This is a genomic window from Kitasatospora cineracea, assembly GCF_003751605.1.
Lineage (GTDB): Bacteria > Actinomycetota > Actinomycetes > Streptomycetales > Streptomycetaceae > Kitasatospora > Kitasatospora cineracea.
In genome coordinates this window covers 3,911,052-3,928,251 of sequence record NZ_RJVJ01000001.1, presented here as the reverse complement: position 1 = coordinate 3,928,251, position 17,200 = coordinate 3,911,052, and the positions used below count along the sequence as shown (strand labels likewise).

General features: G+C 74.5%; 11 protein-coding genes and 2 pseudogenes. 6 read left to right on the top strand and 7 right to left on the bottom strand.

Annotation, left to right across the window (positions count from 1 at the left end):
• Nucleotides 1-5: 5 nt before the first annotated feature.
• Complete coding sequence (locus EDD39_RS17860) at nucleotides 6-872, bottom strand: helix-turn-helix transcriptional regulator (protein ID WP_244256771.1); 867 nt, start codon at nucleotides 870-872, stop codon at nucleotides 6-8.
• Between the two features lie 55 nt (nucleotides 873-927).
• Between EDD39_RS17860 and EDD39_RS17855 the strand changes: the two genes are divergently transcribed.
• The gene (locus tag EDD39_RS17855) at nucleotides 928-2,142 is read left to right on the top strand and encodes an MFS transporter (protein ID WP_123557263.1); all 1,215 of its coding nucleotides are present in this window, start codon (nucleotides 928-930) and stop codon (nucleotides 2,140-2,142) included.
• 121 nt (nucleotides 2,143-2,263) lie between these two features.
• Here the strand turns inward: EDD39_RS17855 and EDD39_RS17850 are convergent, their stop codons facing one another.
• Entirely contained in the window at nucleotides 2,264-3,358 is a 1,095-nt protein-coding gene (locus EDD39_RS17850; protein WP_123557261.1) for an NADH:flavin oxidoreductase/NADH oxidase, read from the bottom strand.
• A 122-nt stretch (nucleotides 3,359-3,480) separates the two neighbouring features.
• Between EDD39_RS17850 and EDD39_RS17845 the strand changes: the two genes are divergently transcribed.
• From EDD39_RS17845 to EDD39_RS17835, 3 genes are all read left to right on the top strand, one after another.
• Nucleotides 3,481-3,894, top strand: coding sequence for an ArsR/SmtB family transcription factor (locus EDD39_RS17845; protein ID WP_208765627.1), 414 nt, complete (start codon nucleotides 3,481-3,483; stop codon nucleotides 3,892-3,894).
• Between the two features lie 298 nt (nucleotides 3,895-4,192).
• A complete protein-coding gene (locus tag EDD39_RS17840; protein WP_123557257.1) occupies nucleotides 4,193-5,875 on the top strand; it encodes a glycosyltransferase family 2 protein in 1,683 nt (560 codons plus the stop codon).
• A 15-nt stretch (nucleotides 5,876-5,890) separates the two neighbouring features.
• Nucleotides 5,891-8,737: an acyltransferase family protein gene (locus EDD39_RS17835; RefSeq protein ID WP_123557256.1), complete on the top strand. Its 2,847-nt coding sequence runs from the start codon at nucleotides 5,891-5,893 to the stop codon at nucleotides 8,735-8,737.
• A 365-nt stretch (nucleotides 8,738-9,102) separates the two neighbouring features.
• On the opposite strand, the gene hemC is transcribed toward EDD39_RS17835, so the two are convergent.
• The 3 genes from hemC to EDD39_RS39625 form a co-directional block, all read right to left on the bottom strand.
• Nucleotides 9,103-10,074 carry a hydroxymethylbilane synthase gene (hemC, locus tag EDD39_RS17830; RefSeq protein ID WP_123557254.1) on the bottom strand — a complete coding sequence of 324 codons (972 nt, stop codon included), beginning with the start codon at nucleotides 10,072-10,074 and terminating at the stop codon, nucleotides 9,103-9,105.
• Nucleotides 10,025-10,540 carry an NUDIX domain-containing protein gene (locus EDD39_RS17825; RefSeq protein WP_123557252.1) on the bottom strand — a complete coding sequence of 172 codons (516 nt, stop codon included), beginning with the start codon at nucleotides 10,538-10,540 and terminating at the stop codon, nucleotides 10,025-10,027. The genes hemC and EDD39_RS17825 overlap by 50 nt, the downstream gene beginning before the upstream one ends.
• 78 nt (nucleotides 10,541-10,618) lie before the next feature.
• The gene (locus EDD39_RS39625; protein WP_162870052.1) at nucleotides 10,619-10,792 is read right to left on the bottom strand and encodes a hypothetical protein; all 174 of its coding nucleotides are present in this window, start codon (nucleotides 10,790-10,792) and stop codon (nucleotides 10,619-10,621) included.
• A 292-nt stretch (nucleotides 10,793-11,084) separates the two neighbouring features.
• On the opposite strand from EDD39_RS39625, the pseudogene EDD39_RS41025 reads away from it, so the two are divergent.
• Nucleotides 11,085-11,502 (top strand): annotated as a pseudogene (locus tag EDD39_RS41025) (XRE family transcriptional regulator); the annotation flags it as partial.
• A pseudogene (locus tag EDD39_RS41020) lies at nucleotides 11,497-11,649 on the top strand (NUDIX domain-containing protein); the annotation flags it as partial. The pseudogenes EDD39_RS41025 and EDD39_RS41020, both read left to right, overlap by 6 nt.
• Nucleotides 11,650-11,660: 11 nt before the next feature.
• On the opposite strand, the gene EDD39_RS17815 reads toward EDD39_RS41020, so the two are convergent.
• Both EDD39_RS17815 and EDD39_RS17810 read right to left on the bottom strand, forming a co-directional pair.
• The gene (locus tag EDD39_RS17815) at nucleotides 11,661-16,211 is read right to left on the bottom strand and encodes a coiled-coil domain-containing protein (protein WP_123557250.1); all 4,551 of its coding nucleotides are present in this window, start codon (nucleotides 16,209-16,211) and stop codon (nucleotides 11,661-11,663) included.
• A gap of 46 nt (nucleotides 16,212-16,257) precedes the next feature.
• Nucleotides 16,258-17,136: a hypothetical protein gene (locus EDD39_RS17810; protein WP_123557248.1), complete on the bottom strand. Its 879-nt coding sequence runs from the start codon at nucleotides 17,134-17,136 to the stop codon at nucleotides 16,258-16,260.
• Nucleotides 17,137-17,200 lie beyond the last annotated feature (64 nt).

Here is a 17,200-nt window from a genome sequence, read left to right as displayed (position 1 = left end):
GACCGTCAGTTCTGCTGGTGGCGGCCGGGGGTGGTGCCGAAGGCGTGCCGGAACGCCTCGATGAACGCGCTGGGCGAGCGGAAGCCGCAGGCGACGGCGGTCGCGGTGACCGAGCGGCCCTCGGCGAGCAGCACCAGGGCGTGCTGGAGGCGCAGTTGGGTGCGCCACTGCGGAAAGCCGAGGCCGAGTTCGCGGCGGAACAGGCGGCTGAGGGTGCGTTCGGCGGCGCCGACGGCGCGGCCGAGTTCGGCCAGCGAGCGGTCGTCGGCGGGGTCGGCGGCGAGCAGGTCCGCCAGGTCGCGCAGCCGGGGGTCGGTGGGGCTGGGCAGGCCGAGCGGGAGTTCGGGGGCGTGCGCGAGCTGGTCCAGCGCGGCCTGTTCGAGCGTCCGGGCGGGGCGTCCGGTGGGGGCGTCGGGGCCGGTCAGGTGGGCGATGATCTCGCGCAGCAGCGGGGTGGCGGCGAGCACGGCGGGCGCGGCGAGCCGCAGCGGGTTCGTGCCGGCCGGGTAGACCAGGCAGCGCAACTCGCTCGGCCCGTGCGCCCGGTGGGTGTGCGGCACCCCGGCGGGCAGCCACACCGCGCGGTGCGGCGGGACGACCCACTGCCCGTACGGGGTGCGCACCTCCAGGGCGCCGCGGCCGGGGGTGATCAGCTGGTTGACGTCGTGCCAGTGCCAGTCGATCCGCTCCCGGTGGGCCAGCGGGTGGCGGCTGGGGCCGGTCTCCTTCTGGTGCGCGGCGGACGCGTGGGCGGCGGACGCGGGCGCGGCGGCGGGCGTGGCGGCGGGCATGGCCCGCGCTGCTGCGGCGTCCGGGCCGGGGTCCGGCGGAGCGTCCGGGCCGTCCGGGGCAGGTTGGCGGGTTGGCGACATGGATTGGCAGAGTACCGGAAGCCCGCACGGCGCCCCGGCCGCCAGGCTGGTGCGCATGACGAGCGAACTGGCCGGTGTGTGGCGCCGGATGCGGATGTGGGGCGCGGCGCACGCCGTGGACGACCTGTACCAGGGGCTGGTGCCCGCGGTGGTGCCGTACTTCGTGCTGGAGCGCGGCTACGGGTATGTGGCGGCGGGCGGGCTGACGCTGGCGGCGACGCTGGGCAGCGCCGTCCCGCAGCCGCTGGTTGGCCTGCTGGTGGACCGGCGTCCGCTGCCCTGGCTGTCGGCGGCGGGGCTGGCGCTGGCCGGGCTGGGCGTGGGGCTGAGCGGGCTGGCCGACGGGTACGCGCTGGTGTGGCTGCTGGTGCTGCTCTCCGGCCTCGGGGTGGCGGCGTTCCACCCGGCGGCGGGGCGGGCGGCCCGGGAGGCGGCGGGCGACTCCACCAGTGCGATGAGCGTCTTCGCGGCGGGCGGCAGCGTCGGGTTCTTCCTGGCGCCGGTGCTGGCCACCCCGCTGCTGGCGGCCTGGGGCGTGCGGGCGACGGCGGTGTTCGTGCTGCCGGCGCTGCTGATGGCGGCGGTGCTGTTCCGGGCCCGGCACCGGACGTACCCGCACGCCGGGGGCGGGGCGAAGCGGGCCGGGAAGGACCGCTGGCGGCCGTTCCTGGTGCTGACCGGGGTGGAGGTGGTCCGCTCGGTGGTGTTCTTCGGCGTCAGCACCTTCATCGAGCTGTACTGGCTGCGGCAGTTGGGCGCCTCGCACCTGCTGGCCGGGGCCGCGCTGACCTGCTTCCTGCTCGGCGGCGTCGGGGGCACCCTGGGCGGCGGGCGGCTCGCGGACCGGATCGGCATGGTCCGCACCGCGCAGTGGGGCACCGCGCTGACCGTCCCGATGCTGGTCCTGCTGCGGGTGACGCCCGGCGCGTGGGCGCCGCTGCTGTTCGCGGTGCTGGCGGGCGCGGCGCTGAACCTGCCGTTCGCCGTCCTGGTCAAGCTGGGCCAGGACTACCTGCCCAACCGCCCCGGCACCGCGGCCGGCGTCACCCTGGGCCTGGCCGTCAGCATCGGCGGCCTGATCGCGCCGCTGTTCGGGCTGATCGCCCAGCAGCACGGCCCGCAGGGCGTGTTGACCGTACTGCCCGCGATCCCGCTGCTGGGCGTGGCGCTCGGCGCGTTCATGGTCGAGCCGGGCCGCTGGACGGACGCGGCGGACGACGACCCGGCCGACGACGACGACCCGGCCCCGGAGCCCGAACTGGTCGCCTGAGCAGGGTGCTTGAGCCCCGGGCGGAACGGCCGGGCGGCGGGGTGCACACCCCCGAGGTGCACCCCGCCGACCGTTCCGCCACTGACCGTTCCGCCGTGGCGGGAGTCAGCCGCGGCGGGGCTCAGCCGCGCGAGCCGACCGCGTAGCCGTACTGGGCGGGCCAGTTGCGCGGGACGTCGAGTTCGCGGGCGGCGTGCAGCGGCCAGTAGGGGTCGCGGAGCAGTTCGCGGCCGAGCATGACGGCGTCGGCGCGGCCCTCGGCGACGATCTGCTCGGCCTGGGCGGCGTCGGTGATCAGGCCGACCGCGTTGACCGGCAGGCCGGACTCGCGGCGGACGGTCTCGGCGAACGGGACCTGGTAGCCGGGCTCGACGGCGATCTTCGCGTGCGGGACGTTGCCGCCGGTGGAGACGTCGACCAGGTCGACGCCGATGGCCTGCAGTTCCTTGGCCAGCAGGACGGACTCCTCGACCGTCCAGCTGGGCTCCTCGGGGAGCCAGTCGGTGGCCGAGATCCGGAAGAACACCGGGAGTTCGGCGGGCCAGACGGCCCGGACCGCGGCCGCGACCTCGCGGGCGAAGCGGCTGCGCCCGGCGAAGTCGCCGCCGTAGCCGTCGGTGCGGTGGTTGGAGACCGGGGAGAGGAACTGGTGGGTGAGGTAGCCGTGGGCGCCGTGCACCTCGACGACCTGGAACCCGGCCGCCAGGGCGCGGCGGGCGGAGTCGGCGAAGTCCTCGACCAGTTCGGCGATCTGAGCCTCCGTCATCTCCTCCGGAACGGGGTAGCCCTCGTTGAACGGGAGCGGGGAGGGGCCGACCACCGGCCAGCCGCCCTGCTCGACGGGGAGCGGGCCGCCGCCGGCCAGCGGCTTGTCGGTGGACGCCTTGCGCCCCGCGTGGGCGAGCTGGATCGCCGGGACGGAGCCGTGCCGGGTGATCAGCGCGGCGACCCGGGCGAGCTGCTCCTGCTGGCGGTCGTTCCACAGGCCGAGGTCCCACGGGGAGATCCGGCCGTCGGGGCGGACGCCGGTGGCCTCGACCATCACCAGTCCGGCGCCGCCGGCGGCGCGGGAGCCGAGGTGGGCGAGGTGGAAGTCGGTGGCGGCGCCGGTGTCGGGCCCCTCGGAGGCGGCCGAGTACATGCACATCGGGCTGAGCCAGATCCGGTTGGGGATGGTCAGCGAGCGGAGGGTGAGGGGCTCGAACAGGGCGCTCACGGCTGCCTGTCCTTCCTGTGGTCCGGAGTCGGGGTTCTTTCGCGTGCTTCGCTTCGTACGATACTCACCGTACTACGACATCTGTCAAACTACGAGAGGTGTCGTACTATGGCGGCGTGACCATCGACCACGACCGGGACTGCCCCGGCCTGCTGCCCGAGCCCGCCACCGCGGAGCTCCAGCTGGTCTGCGTGCTGCACGCGCTGGCGGACCCGATCCGGCTGCGGATCGTCGCCGAGCTGGCGGGCGCGGGGGGCAGCGAGCTGAACTGCCTGGCGTTCGAGCTGCCGGTCACCAAGTCGACGATGACGCACCACTTCCGGGTGCTGCGGGAGGCCGGACTGATCCGGCAGCACCGGCGCGGCACCTCGAAGATGAACACCCTGCGCGGGGACGACCTGGCCGCCCGCTTCCCGGGCCTGCTGGACGCGGTGCTGGCCGCCGCGCCCGCCTGCCCGAACGCCGCCCCGGCGGCCGCCGCGACGCCCGCCGCGAGCTCCGCACCCGCCGCGCCCGTCGCGTCCGTCGCGCGCTGACCCGGCCGCAGCGACTACCGAGCGCCATCTGACGGCCCGTCAACTCCCGGCGGAATCGCGCCACCCCGTTCGGCGAACGCCCGCCACTCCATGATCGGAACCGGGGCGCCACTCTGCACGTCACCCGCCCCCAAGGCCCCGTGCGCACCCGCGCGCTGCCCGTCCGTGACACGGTCATGCCTGATCACGCACCCTTCACCGGAGTTGAGCCACTGTTCATCCCCCGTGGTCATTTGGTCTATACCAATCGGGTAATCTGACCGGCGACAGGTGTCAATGTCTGGCCGTGGGGGGCCCAATGACTGCCAATCACCTTCCGTCACCACCTTCCGATCAGGAGCTCTATTGGTATTTCGGGCCTCAGCGCCGCTGGGTCCCGCTGCTCTCCGCGCTCGCCTTCACGCTCAGCGCGGGCACCATGCTCAGCTTCTCGCTGCGCACCCCGGCGCTGTGGCCGTTCCTCGCCGTCCTCGGCGTCAACGCCGTCGCACTCGCGCTGACCTGCCTGAACGGCCTGCGCCGCCGCCGCTTCACCCGGGGCGGCCACGAACTGCTGGTCGCCACCTGGCAGCCCGCCGAACCGCCGTCCGTCGACCTGTACCTGCCGACCTGCGGCGAACCGCTCGACATCCTGGCCAACGCCTACCGCGCCGTCGCCCGCAACACCTACCCGGGACAGCTCGACGTGTGGGTGCTCGACGACGCCGACCGGCCCGAAGTCGCCGCGCTGGCAAAGGAGTTCGGCTACCACTACGTGGTCCGCCCGAACCGCGGCGAGTTCAAGAAGGCCGGCAACCTCAACCACGCGCTGACGCTCAGCCGCGGCGAGTACGTGGCCATCCTGGACGCCGACTTCGCGCCGCGCGCCGACCTGCTGCAGCACCTGCTGCCGTACTTCGGCGACCCGAAGGTCGGCATCGTGCAGAGCCCGCAGTGCTTCGACACCGACGCCTCGATGGGCTGGGTGCAGCGCGCCGCCGGCTCCGCCCAGGAGTGGTTCTTCCGCTGGGTGCAGCCCAGCCGGGACGCCTCCGACGCCGCCATCTGCTGCGGCTCCAACGCCGTCTACCGGCGCGCCGCGATCGACGCCGCGGGCGGCTTCGCCCGGCTCGACCACAGCGAGGACATGTACACCGGCCTCGCCCTGCACCAGCAGGGCTACACCACCCGGTACGTGCCGGTGCTGGTCGCCAAGGGCACCTCGCCGGACTCCACCACCAGCTTCGTCAACCAGCAGTACCGCTGGACGATGGGCAACCTGCACCTGATCGGCGACCGGGCCACCCGCAAGGCGATGACCTGGCGGATGCGCCGCTGCTTCGACGAGGGCATCATCGGCTACCTGGCCGCCGCCGTGAACGTGCTCACCGCCCCGCTGCCGCCGCTGGTCATGCTGTTCGCCTTCCCCGGCGAGGTCCGCGCCTGGTACGTGCTGCCGATGCTCTCCCTGCTGTGGCTGTGGCACGTGCTGCTGCCCCGGGTCAGCCGCACCCGCTGGCGCTCCGAAGTGCTGCGCGCCAACGTGCTGATGAGCTTCGCCGCCGCCACCGCCTACTGGCACACCGCCCGCGGCCGCAGCGCCGCCTGGGTGCCCACCGGCGTCGCCAAGCCCGGCCGCTCCGGCGGCATGGCCCGCAAGGTGCTGCTGGTCTCGCTGCTCTGGACGGCCGGCACCCTGCTCGCCACCGCCGCCGGCGTCGCCGCCGCCACCTGGCTGCACGGCTGGAACACCACCTGGGGCCTGGCCCTGTACCTGGCCGTGCAGCTGCACCTCGGCGTGCCGCTGATCCGCGACCTGTACGCCGAACTCCGGCCGCGCGCCGTCGAATCCGCCGACTCCGCAGAATCCGCCGACTCCGGGGCCCACCCCGCGATGCGTCCGCGGCGCTGGCCCGAGGCCCTCGCCGTCACGAGCACGCTCGCCCTGGTCGCCCTGCTCGCCTCCGGCTGGGCGGCCCCGATGCTGCCCTGGCTGGGCTGAAAGGTCCACGCTCCCGTGTCCACCAGTACCGCTCCGAGTACCGCCCCGCTCACCGTCGTGCTGAACCGACCACCGGCCGAGCGGCCGAAGTTCCGACCCGACATCGAGGGCCTGCGGGCCGTCGCCGTCCTCGCCGTGCTGGCCTTCCACGCCGCCGTACCCGGCCTGGCCGGCGGCTTCGTCGGCGTCGACGTCTTCTTCGTCATCTCCGGCTACCTGATCACCGGACTGCTGCGCACCGAGACCGCGCGCAGCGGACGCGTCCGGCTCGCCGAGTTCTACTCCCGCCGGGCCCGCCGACTGCTGCCCTCCGCCGCCGTCGTGCTGGCCGCCACCGCCGTGCTCGGCGCCCTGCTCACCGCGCCGCTGCGCCGCGCCGACCTGGAGCGCGACGTCCTCGCCTCCGCGCTGTCCGTCGCCAACTGGCGCTTCGTCGCCGAACAGACCGACTACCTGGCGGCCGGCCGCGACCCGAGCGCCCTGCTGCACTTCTGGTCGCTCGCCGTCGAGGAGCAGTTCTACCTGCTCTGGGCCCCGCTGCTGGCCCTCGCCGCCCGCTGGGCCTGGCGGCGGCGCACCCTGCTCGGCCTGACCCTGCTGCTCGGCGCCGGCTCCTTCTGGCTCTCCCTGCACTGGAGCGCCGGCGCCTACCTCTCCACCCCGACCCGGGCCTGGCAGTTCGCCGCCGGCGCCGTCATCGCCCTGCTGCCGATCGACCGACTGCCGAAGCCGGTAAGGGAGTTGCTGGGCCTCGGCGGCCTGGCCGGGGTGCTCGCCGCGGTGCTGCTGTTCGACGCCCGCACCCCCTACCCCGGCTACGCCGCGCTGCTGCCGACCGCCGCCACCGCCGCGATCGTGCTGGCCGGCTCCGGCGGCACCCACCTGGTCGGGCGGGCGCTGTCGCTCGGCGCGCCGCGCGCGATCGGCCGGCTCTCCTACAACCTGTACCTGTGGCACTGGCCGGTGCTGGTGCTCGCCGAGGCCCACTGGGGCACCCTGCACTGGGGCGTCAAGGCCGCGCTCACCGCCGCCGCCGCGCTGCCCGCGTACGCCGCGCTGCGCTGGCTGGAGCAGCCGCTGCGCCGCAGCCTGGTGCTCGGCGAGATCCCGCGCCGCGGGCTGTCGCTGGGCCTGACCGCGGTGGTCTTCCCGGTGCTGCTGGCGCTGGTCGTCGGCTCCGGCACCATCCGCAACCTGGGCCCGGCCACTCCCCCGGACCCGTCCGGCCTGCCGCCGGGCGCCCGCACCGGCAGCAGCCTGCTGGCCGCCGCGCCGCCGCCGCACGCGCCGACCGTGCCCAACCCCGTCCAGGCCCGGCAGGACTTCCCGCCGGACGGCGCCTGCGAGGTGGACCCGGCCGACACCACCAGCCCGCCGTGCCGCTTCGGCACCGGCGAGGACCGGATCGTGCTGCTCGGCGACTCGCACGCCGGCCAGTGGTTCTCCGCGCTGCTCGGCATCGCCGCCCAGCACCGCCTGTCGGTCGAGGAACTGGTCAAGCAGGGCTGCCCGCTGCCCGAACTCACCGTCACCAACCCGCAGTTGGGCCGCACCTACCACGAGTGCGACACCTGGCGGGCGAACGCCCTGACCCGGCTCAAGGACGGCCCGAAGCCCAAGCTGATCGTGGTCTCCACGCTCAACCGCTACACCGCCGACCGGGCCGCCCTGCTGCACGGCTGGGAGCAGACCCTCACCCCGCTGCGGGAGCTGGGCGTCCCGATCGTCTACCTGCAGGACACCCCGAACCCCGGCCTGGACGTCCCGGCCTGCGTCTCCGGGCACCCCGACACCACCTCCGCCTGCGACTTCCCGCGCGCCGAGGGCCTGTACGCCGACCCGCTGGCCGAGGAGATCGCCGCCGGGAGGTTCCCCGGCGTCAAGGCCGTCGAGGTCAACTCGGTGCTCTGCCCGGCCGGCGGGCGCAGCTGCCCGGCCGTCCTGGAGCACGTGCTGCTGTACCGCGACGACTCGCACCTGACCAACGCCGCGGCCGTGGTCCTCACCCCGCGGCTGGACCAACTCCTCACCGAAGCGGGCGTGTTCGGCACCGGGTGGACCACCCTGCTGCACGACGGCTTCGACGGCCCGGCCGGCGCCGGGCCCGACCCCGCCACCTGGCAGTACGACCTGGGCACCTGCTACCCCGGCTGCCCGGCCGCCCAGTGGGGCACCGGCGAGATCGAGACCATGACCGACTCCGCCGAGAACGTCCACCTGGACGGCAAGGGCGCGCTGGAGATCACCCCGACCCGGGACCCGGCCGGCCGCTGGTCCTCCGGGCGGATCGAGTCCAGGCGGGCCGACCTGGCCGCCCCCGCGGGCGGAGTCCTGCGGGTGGAGGCCGAGTTGGCGCTCCCCGCCGTCAACGGCAAGGCCGCGGCCGGGTACTGGCCCGCGTTCTGGGCGCTCGGCGGCAAGCTCCGCGACGGGTACACCGGCTGGCCCGGCGTCGGCGAGCTGGACGTGCTCGAATCCGTCGGCGGGCGCGGCGTGTTCGGCACCCTGCACTGCGGCACCACCCCCGGCGGACCGTGCAAGGAGCCGAACGGCCTGGGCTCGGGCGAGCAGCCCTGCGCGGACTGCTGGGGCGCCTTCCACACCTACACCGTCGAGGTCGACCGCTCCACCAGCCCCGAACGGGTCCGCTGGCTGCGCGACGGCCGGCAGTACTTCGAGGTCACCGCCGACCAGGTCGACCCGGCCGCCTGGGACCAGGCCGTCCACCACGGCGTCTTCCTGATCCTGAACGTCGCCATCGGCGGCAACCTCCCGGCCGCGTACGGCAGTTCGCCCACGGAGGCGACGGAACCGGGCCACCCGATGAAGGTCGCCTCGGTCACCGTCTCCACCCGGCAGTAGGACCGGCAGGGGCGCGGGGAACTACGCGGCCCGTGTGATCCGGATTGGCGGTTCCACAGGGGCGAAGGGGCCCCGCCCGGAGTAGGTCGCGGGCGGGGGCTCTTGTGCTGTTGGACTGGCAGAGGTACGCCACGATGGGCGCACAGGCAGGGCTCCGAGCAGGGTGGGGACAACACGATCGAACATGCCCGGCAGCTCTTCGAAAGCTGTGCGGACGTGAGCCCCCGGAGCCGGTCCTCAGCGGCTCCGGGGGCTTTTGAGCCTCTGCCGGCAGCCAACTCCTACAGGTGCGTCCAGGCGCGTTCAGAGACGTAACAGCAGCCCCGTCCGCTGCTGCTCTGCGGGCGGGGCCGGTGCGCCGTCGGTCAGTGCGGGATACCGGCGATGATCTCCCGTGCGCCCTGGCGGAGCAGTTCGGCGGCGACGCGGGCGCCGAGGACGGCAGGGTCGCCCTGGTGCTCGTCCCGCATCATCGCGTTGGCGAACTTGCTGCCCTCGCAGTCGAACACCATGCCGCGCAGCGACATCTGCCCGTCCGCCTCGGTGGTGCAGTAGGCGGCGATGGGGCTGTTGCAGTGGCCGCGCAGGTGGTGCAGCAAGACGCGCTCCGCGGTCACCTCCCGTTGCGTCTTCGGGTGGTTGATCTTCTCCAGCAGCGCTGCCGTGGCGTGGTCCTCCTGTCGGCACTCCAGCCCGAGGACGCCCGCGCCGACGGCGGGCAGCATCTCGTCCATGCCGAGCACGTAGCCGGGACGTTCGATTCCGAGCCGGGCGAGTCCGGCAGCGGCGAGGATCATCCCGTCGGCGTGGACGTCGATCTTCTTCACGCCGTCCAGCTTCTCCAGCCGGCTGCCGACCGCCCCGCGCACCCGCACCACCTTGAGGTCGGGGCGGGCCCGGAGGATCTGCGCCTTGCGGCGGACGGCGGACGACAGGATGACCGCGCCCGGCGGCAGGTCGGCGAGCGTGCGGTACTCGGACCCCTCGGGGAACAGCAGCACGTCCCGCACGTCCGGCCGTTCCATGTACGCGGCGAAGACCAGCCCCTTGGGCAACGGCACGTCGCCGGGCACGTCCTTCACGCAGTGCACGGCCATGTCGACGGTGCCCGCTTGCAGCATGGCGTCGATCTGCTTGGTGTACAGGCCCTTGCCACCGAGCTGCGCAAGGTCGCCCTGCCACAGGTCGGCCTCGGTGGTCACCGGCACCACCTCGGACACCAGGTCGGGGACGTGCTCCCGTAGGGCCGCGATCACCATGTCCACCTGCGCGAGGGCGAGCGGCGAACTACGGGTGCCGATCCGCAGCGTCCTGGCGGGGTACTCGGCCGTCGTCATGGCGGGCCGTCCTTTCGGTTCGGGTCTCTTGATAGGTAACGCTTCCGGGCCACTGGAGAGGCGCCCGGATCCGGGCAGCAACCGCGGGGTGGAGCAGTCGGCGGGCATCGTCCCGGTCGGCCCGGCGCCATGCAGCCAACTCCCTTGGCTGCAAGGTAATTTGATCGGTATCGGCACTGCCGGGCATCGGTCCGGACCACAGGAACACAATCCGGTTCCGGGCGCCCTCGCGGCGGCCCTGGGCCCATTCGACGCCGAGCAGGTCATCGGGCAACAGGTCGAGTTTCAGACCGAGTTCTTCCCGGGCCTCCCGGCGAACGGCATCGAACGGGGACTCCCCCACCTCCACCACGCCGCCGGGAAGGTGCCACGCCCCGGCTCCGGCCGCCTGCACGATCAGCAGGCGCGACGCGGGGTCGGTGCACAGCGCATAAGACGACACCGGGTGTCCGGGTGCTCCGCTCATCTCACTCCCTCGGATCGAACGGACACGCCCGCCCCGGCCGGAGAGACGGCAACGGCCGGGGTGCGAGTTGGGAGCGCGCTACGCCGCGCTGTTGTCGTCGCCGCCGTCAGGCTCGGATGCGGGGCGCGTCTTGTCGTAGAACACCTGCTGCAACTCCCGGTGGTCGCGTACCTGTTGTTTCTGGTTGTCGCCGGCCTTCTGGTCCACCTTCTTCGTGGTGGTCCGCTTGGTGCGCCGGCCTCGGACACCCATTGAAAGGTCCTTCACACGGCGCCGCCAGCGCGAACCCGAGCACCACGCCCGACGGCACAGCGCACACCCCGAGCACCACGCCCGACGGCACAGCGCACACCCCGGGCACCAGCACGCCCGTCACCAGCGTCACCGGGTCATTTCGGCTCCGTCTCGGGCACCGCCACCATCGGCACGTCCGCGATCATGCGGAACGACCTGTGGTCCGGATGGCGCATCACGTGTCCGACCGGTACGGGCACTTCGGTCGGGGACACCGAAAGGGTCCGGGTCGTGCGGGGAGACGAGCGGAATGCCGAACGAGGGACTGAAAGCTGTCATGGCGTCGGGCGGTTGGACGTGCTCCGCCCTGGCGGAGAGAGCCGGCGTGGACACCAAGGCGGTCGAACGATGGGCCGATCAGAACCGGACACCCGACTGAGAGCGGCCCGTCCGGCCGGCGAAGCACTGGGAGAAGACATGTTCGACCTGTGGCCGCCCTGGCGGCAACCACGTGCCGCCGGGGCGATAAGCCCCGAACTGGTGGCGCTCTACGAGCAGCGTGCCGACCTGCCGGTGTCCGTCTCGCCCTCATGCACTACCGACCGTTGCTCGGCACGTCGGGGATCGAGGTCCGCACCCACGGAACCACGCTCCACAACAGCCTCTACCGGGCAGACGACCAGACGTTGGTGAATGCGCACGTCTGGGGAGCCAACGCTTTCGCGGCGTCCGCAGTGGTGACCGACAGCGAGGGGCGCGTCCTGCTCCAGCGACGGACCGACAACGGCCTGTACGCGTTGCCGGTTGGCGCCATGGATCTCGGCGGGTCGCTTCCGGGAACAGCCGTCCGGGAGGTCCGCGAGGAGACCGGCCTCGCTGCTTGCGGCTACTCGGGCTTGCGGAACACCCTGGTCGCGGTGATCTCGCCGTGGACGGTCGGCCCGTCCGGGCCCTGCGGGGCCGGGAGGCCGGGGCGCAGGTGCTCCTCGACCGAGATGTACTTGAGGCCGGCCCGCAGGTCGGCGTCGTTGCGCAGCCGGATGACGAGCGGGAACTCGGCGAGTGCGGTGGTGTCGAACAGGCCAGTGGTGTAGATGAGTTGGACGCCGAGCGCGTCGGCGACGGCGCGCTGCAGCTCCAGCAGGTAGGTGGCGTTGGCGCGGCCGATCGGGTTGTCCAGGAACAGCGTGCCGGCGTGCCGCAGCTGGGACTGGCCGCGGTCGTTGGCGCGCAGCGCGGCCATCGTGCAGTAGAGGGCGATGGCGGCGGTGAGCAGCTGGCCGCCGGAGAAGACGTCCGACATCTGGCCGACCGAGACGCGTTCGGCGCGCAGCACCGCGTCCGGCTTGAGGATCTCGACCGAGACGCCCTTGGGGCCGATCGCGGCGGCGACGCCGCGCAGCAGCAGGGACATGCCGTCGCGGCGCAGGTCGGAGTTCTTCCTGACGGCGGAGCGGGTGGCCTCGTCGATGACCTCGCCGAGGCGTTCGACCAGGACGGCGTGGTCGGGGTCCTCGAAGCGGATCCGGAGGAACTCCTGGCCCGACCACTCGCCGAGGCCCTCGGGGAGCCGGGAGAGCCGCTGGGCGGCGCGCAGGGTGCCGAGCGAGGTCTCGACCAGGCCGCGCAGGCGGTCGACGATGGAGGAGCGGTTGCGTTCCAGCTGGGCGAGTTCGTCGGTGAGGACGCGCAGCCGGGGCGCGAACGCGGCGGCCCAGGCGGCGGCGTGGTCGGGCAGCGCGGCGGCGGGCAGTTCGCGGATCTGCTGCCGGGCGGGGGTGCGGACGGCCTCGTAGCGGGCGGCGTTGGCGTGCCGGACGAGGGCGTCGGAGGCGTCCCGGACGGCGAGTTCGGCGCCGGTGAGTTCGGTGGCGGCGGTGCGCATGGCGCGCCGGGTGTCGGTGACGGCGGAGCGGGCGGCGGCGAGCGAGCCGAGGTAGGCGTCGGCCTCGGGGTCGGTCTCCTCGCCGTTGTCGCGCAGGGCGTCGCGGAGCTGTCCGGCGAGTTCCTCGAAGTCGCCCGCGGCGGCCTGCGCCTGGTCCGACGTGCGTTGCAGGTCGCCGTGTTCGGTGCGGGCGGCCTCGACGCGTTCGCGGCGTTCGGCGAGCAGCGCGGTGGCGGTGCGCAGCAGGGCCTGGGCGTGTTCGGGGTCGGCGGGGAGCAGGTCCTCGGGGAGTTCGGTGTGCGCCTCGCCGTCCGCCGGGGCGGAGCGTTCGGCGTCGCCGCGCAGGCGGCCGACCTCCTCGGAGGCGGCGCCGGAGCGGGCCTCGATCAGGGTGACGAGTTCCTCGGCGCGGGCGGCGGCGGCCTGCCGGGCGGGGCCGTCGGCGCCGTCGGGGCTGGCGAGGAGTTCCTCGGCGCGGGCCTTGACCTTGTTGCTGAGGCGGTCGAGTTCGGCGGCGGAGGCGGTCTCGTCGCTCTCGGCGCGGGCCTGTTCGGCGCGCAGGTCGGCGCCGACGCCGACCTTCTCGTAGAGCTGGGCGGCGGCCCGGTACGCCTCGCGCAGGGCGGGCAGCGAGGCGGGGGCGACGGCGGTGTCGGGTTCGGCGTTGGCGCCGACGGCAGCGATCTCGGCGCGTTCGCCGCGCAGGGTGCGGGCGGTGCGGCGGGCGTCGTCGGCGGCGCGCTGGGCGGCGCGGCGGTCCTCGTCGCAGGTGCGGGCGCGTTCGGCGCACTGGGTCTGGCGGCGTTCGCACTCGGCGACGTCGTCGGCGAGTTCGCGCAGCCGGCGGGTCCAGTTGGGGCGTTCGCGCAGCCGGAAGGCGAGTCCTTCGAGGGCGTCGGCGCGGCGGCGGGCGCGCTGGGCGGCGTCCCGGCACTCCTCGTGGCGGGCGGCGGCGGCCTGGTGCTCGGTGTCGGCGTCGGCGCGGTCGGCGCGCAGGGTGGCGAGTTCGGCGGCGGTGGTCTCGGCGTGCAGGGCGGCCGCGGCGGCGCTCTCGGCGAGTTCGGCGAGGGTGCCGGGCGGGCAGCTGGCGTGCCAGGAGGCGAGCCGGGCGGCGAGGGCGCGGTCGCCGCCGAGGCGGGCGGCGAGTTCGCGGATGTGCTCCTCGCGGGCGGTGGCGCGGGTGCGCAGTTCGCGGCGTTCGTCGTCGGCGGCGGTCTCGTTGTGCATGGCCGGGTTCGGCGGCACCAGGAAGTAGGCCGGTTCGCCCTGGATCGGGGCGATCAGGGCGGCGGCGGTGCCGACGGCGACGGTGGAGCGGGGCAGCAGGGCGGCGGCGGCGAGCGCTTCGCGGGCCCGGTCGAGCGAGGCGGGGTCGGTGACGACGACGCCGTCGACGAGTTCGGGGCGGGCGGCGAGGATGGCCTCGTGGTCGGCGGGGTCCACGGACTGGGCGAGGTAGCGCCAGCCGGGGAGGGCCGGGATGCCCTGCTCGCCGAGGTGTTCGACGGTGGCGAGGACGTCGGGGCCGGGCGGCAGCAGGCCGCCGTCGCCGAGGGCGGCGAGGATCCGGGAGTCGTCGGCGGCGGCGGTGCGCAGGTCGAACAGGGTGCGTTCGGCGGTGGCCACCGACTGGTCGAGCAGTTCGCGCAGGTCCTCGGCGGAGGCGTCGAGTTGACGGGGCGTCAGGAAGCCTTCGGACTCCTGGGCGCCGTCCTGGTAGGGCGTCAGGGAGAGCAGTTCGGCGAGCCGGGGTTCGGCGGCGAGCCGGGCGGCGGTGCGCTGCTCGGCGGCCAGGGCGCGGTCGGCGGCGGCGCGGGCGTCGCTGGCGCGGGCGGCGGCGAGGTCGGCGCGGGCCTCGGCGGCGGCGGCTTCGCGGGCCCGGGCGGCGGCCTGGTCGGCGGCGGTGCGGGCCTGGTCGAGGGCTTCGGTGGCGGTGGCTCCGGCGTCGGCGGCCTGCAGGGCGGCGCGGGCCGGGTCGGTTTCGGTGCCGGGGTCGTCGATCCAGCCGGCCGCGACGGCGGCGGCGGTCTCCTGTTCGACCTCGCCGAGGCGCTGGCGCAGGTGCTCGGCCTCGGAGCGGGCCTTCTGGGCGGCGGTGGCGGCGGCGGTGGCCTCGGACTGGGCGGCGGCGCCGTCCTCCTGGAGTTCGCCGGCCCGCAGCTCCTCCTGGTCGGCGCGGGTCTCGGCGGAGGCGGCGGCGGCTTCCAGGGCGCGGGCGAGGGCGGCGGCGGCGCGGTCGCGGGCGGCGAGGGCGGGGGCGGCGTCGAGTTCGGCTTCCCGGATGGCGGCGGCGACCCGGGCCGCCCGGTCGGCGGCGGCGCGGTGCCGCAGGACCGCTTCGGCGGCCTGCCAGGCGGCGAACTGGGCGCGGGCGTCGGTGAGTTCGCGGCGCAGCCGGGCGGCGCCCGCGGTGGCCGCCTCCAGGCCGAGGGTGGCGTGCCGGTAGGTCAGTTCGGAGACGATCAGCGAGTGCCGGGTGCGGTCGGTCTCGGCGGCGGTGACGGCGCTCGCGGCGGCGGCGACCTCGACGGCCAGGTCGTGGACCCGGTCGCGTTCGACGGCGGAGCGGGCGGCGAGCGACAGCGCGAGCTTGCGGGTGCGGCGTTCGGCGGCGCGGTGGCCCTCGCGGACGGTCTCGCGGGCGGCGGTGGCGTCGACGATGCGCTGCAGCAGGTCGACCGAGCCGGCGGTGAAGTCGCGTTCGGCGGCGAGTTCGGAGCGGCGGCCGAGCTTGGCGGCGAAGCCGTGGACGAGGTCGGCGAGGCCGTCGGTGTCGCGGGTGTCGGTGACGGCGCGCAGCAGCAGGTCGGTGAAGTCGGCGTCGTTGCGGACCGCGAACAGGCCGGCCGCCTCGCCCTCGTCGGCGTTCATCTCGCGCTGGTAGCGGAAGAGTTCGGGGTCGAGGCCGAGGGCGCCGAGGTGTTCGATCCAGCGGTCGTGGATCTCCTCGAAGGTGACGTCGAGGTGCGGCTGGGTCTTGCCGGCCTCGGTGAGGGCGTCGCGGAAGCCCTTCATGGTGCGGCGGCGGCCGCGGGTCTGCTGGTCGCCGGTGAGGGCGGGGCGTTCGGCGACCGGCAGGCCGTCCAGGGTGAGGCCGGGGCCGGGGCGGAAGGAGTACCAGAGTTCGGCGAACTTCCGCGGGTCGGAGGAGACCTGGCGGCCGCGCCACTCGCTGACCTTGCCGACCACGATGAGTTCGCCGGTGACGGTGTGCTGCCACTCGAGGGCGACGTGGCCGCAGTCGTCGGCGAGCAGGAACTTGCGCAGCACGCCGGAGGAGGCGCCGCCCAGGGTGTTGCGGTGGCCGGGCAGCATCACCGAGAAGATCAGCTTGAGCAGCACGGACTTGCCGCCGCCGTTCTCCAGGAACAGCACGCCGGCGGGCGCGGGGCGGCGCTGCGGGCCCTCGGGCTCCTCGCCGAACAGGCCGATCTGCTGCGGCTGCGGCTCGGGGACCGGCTCGCCGACTCCGCGCAGGTCGAGCACCGTGTCGGCGTAGCGGGCGCCCGCCGGTCCGATCGAGTACAGGCGGACCCGGTTCAGCTCGTACATGTGCGGTGGTTCTCCTGGAAGCTGTCTCAGCCGTGGCTGGGGTGGATCAGAGGGCGTGGAACGGCAGGCCGGCGTCGGCCACCAGCTCGTCGCTCTCGTCGGGCGGGGCCAGCGTGGGGGTGCCGTCGCTGACCGGGACGACGCCCAGGTCGAGGAGTTCGGCCATCGCGGCGCCGCCGGCCAGGTCGCGGACCTGCAACTGGTAGCGGGCGGTGGTGCGGTAGGTGCCGCCGGAGTCGTCGGAGGTCTTCTGCAGGAAGCCGGAGTCGACCAGGAAGGACACCGCCTTGGAGACGATGCCGGTGGTGGAGCCGGCCAGTCGGCGGGCGTCCTTGGTGGCGCCGGTCGCGGAGCGGCGGGCCCAGACCCGCCAGGCGGCCTCCAGGCCGGGGGCGTCGCTGGCCGGGTCGGTGTTGGCGCCCTCGGCCTCGGCGCGCTCCTCCAGGCGGCGGCAGGCCTGCCGGACGAAGGCGTCCACGCCGTTGACGGTGACCCGGCCGAGGTAGCCGTCGTCGGCCAGGTCCTCGGGGCGGGGGAAGGCGAGCGCGGCGACCGCGAGGTGCGCCAGGCCGTGCAGGAAGCGGTCGGTGGACTCGGAGGCGGCGCGCCGCGAGTAGTCGCCCATCCGGACCGCGAACACCGAGTCCTCGGCGGCGGCCACCGCCATTCCGGCCCGGGCGGAGACCTCCAGCACCACCAGGCCCATGCCGGTGGCGACGGCGTCGGCGAGCCGGCCGAACGGCGGGTCCTCCCGGTAGCGGCGCACCAGTTCGCCGTACTCGGCGTCCCGGGCGGGCAGCAGCTTGGCCTGCAGGCCGAAGGAGACCAGCCGGGCGGCCTCGGTGACGTCCGCCGGACTGATCGGCGCGGGGGCGGCGGCCGGTTCGCTCTCGGGCGGTGTCCACGCCTCGCTGGTGGTGGTCATCCGAGGGCTCCTTCGGTGCGGGCGGTACGGGTGGTGCACGCGCTACGGGTGGTGCAGGTGGTGC

Bases quoted from the DNA above. Each gene is read 5' to 3' on its own strand.
- EDD39_RS17860 (WP_244256771.1), bottom strand. From the start codon at position 872: ATGTCGCCAACCCGCCAACCTGCCCCGGACGGCCCGGACGCTCCGCCG.
- EDD39_RS17855 (WP_123557263.1), top strand. From the start codon at position 928: ATGACGAGCGAACTGGCCGGTGTGTGGCGCCGGATGCGGATGTGGGGC.
- EDD39_RS17840 (WP_123557257.1), top strand. From the start codon at position 4,193: ATGACTGCCAATCACCTTCCGTCACCACCTTCCGATCAGGAGCTCTAT.
- hemC (WP_123557254.1), bottom strand. From the start codon at position 10,074: ATGACGACGGCCGAGTACCCCGCCAGGACGCTGCGGATCGGCACCCGT.
- EDD39_RS17825 (WP_123557252.1), bottom strand. From the start codon at position 10,540: ATGAGCGGAGCACCCGGACACCCGGTGTCGTCTTATGCGCTGTGCACC.
- EDD39_RS39625 (WP_162870052.1), bottom strand. From the start codon at position 10,792: ATGGGTGTCCGAGGCCGGCGCACCAAGCGGACCACCACGAAGAAGGTG.
- EDD39_RS17815 (WP_123557250.1), bottom strand. From the start codon at position 16,211: ATGTACGAGCTGAACCGGGTCCGCCTGTACTCGATCGGACCGGCGGGC.
- EDD39_RS17810 (WP_123557248.1), bottom strand. From the start codon at position 17,136: ATGACCACCACCAGCGAGGCGTGGACACCGCCCGAGAGCGAACCGGCC.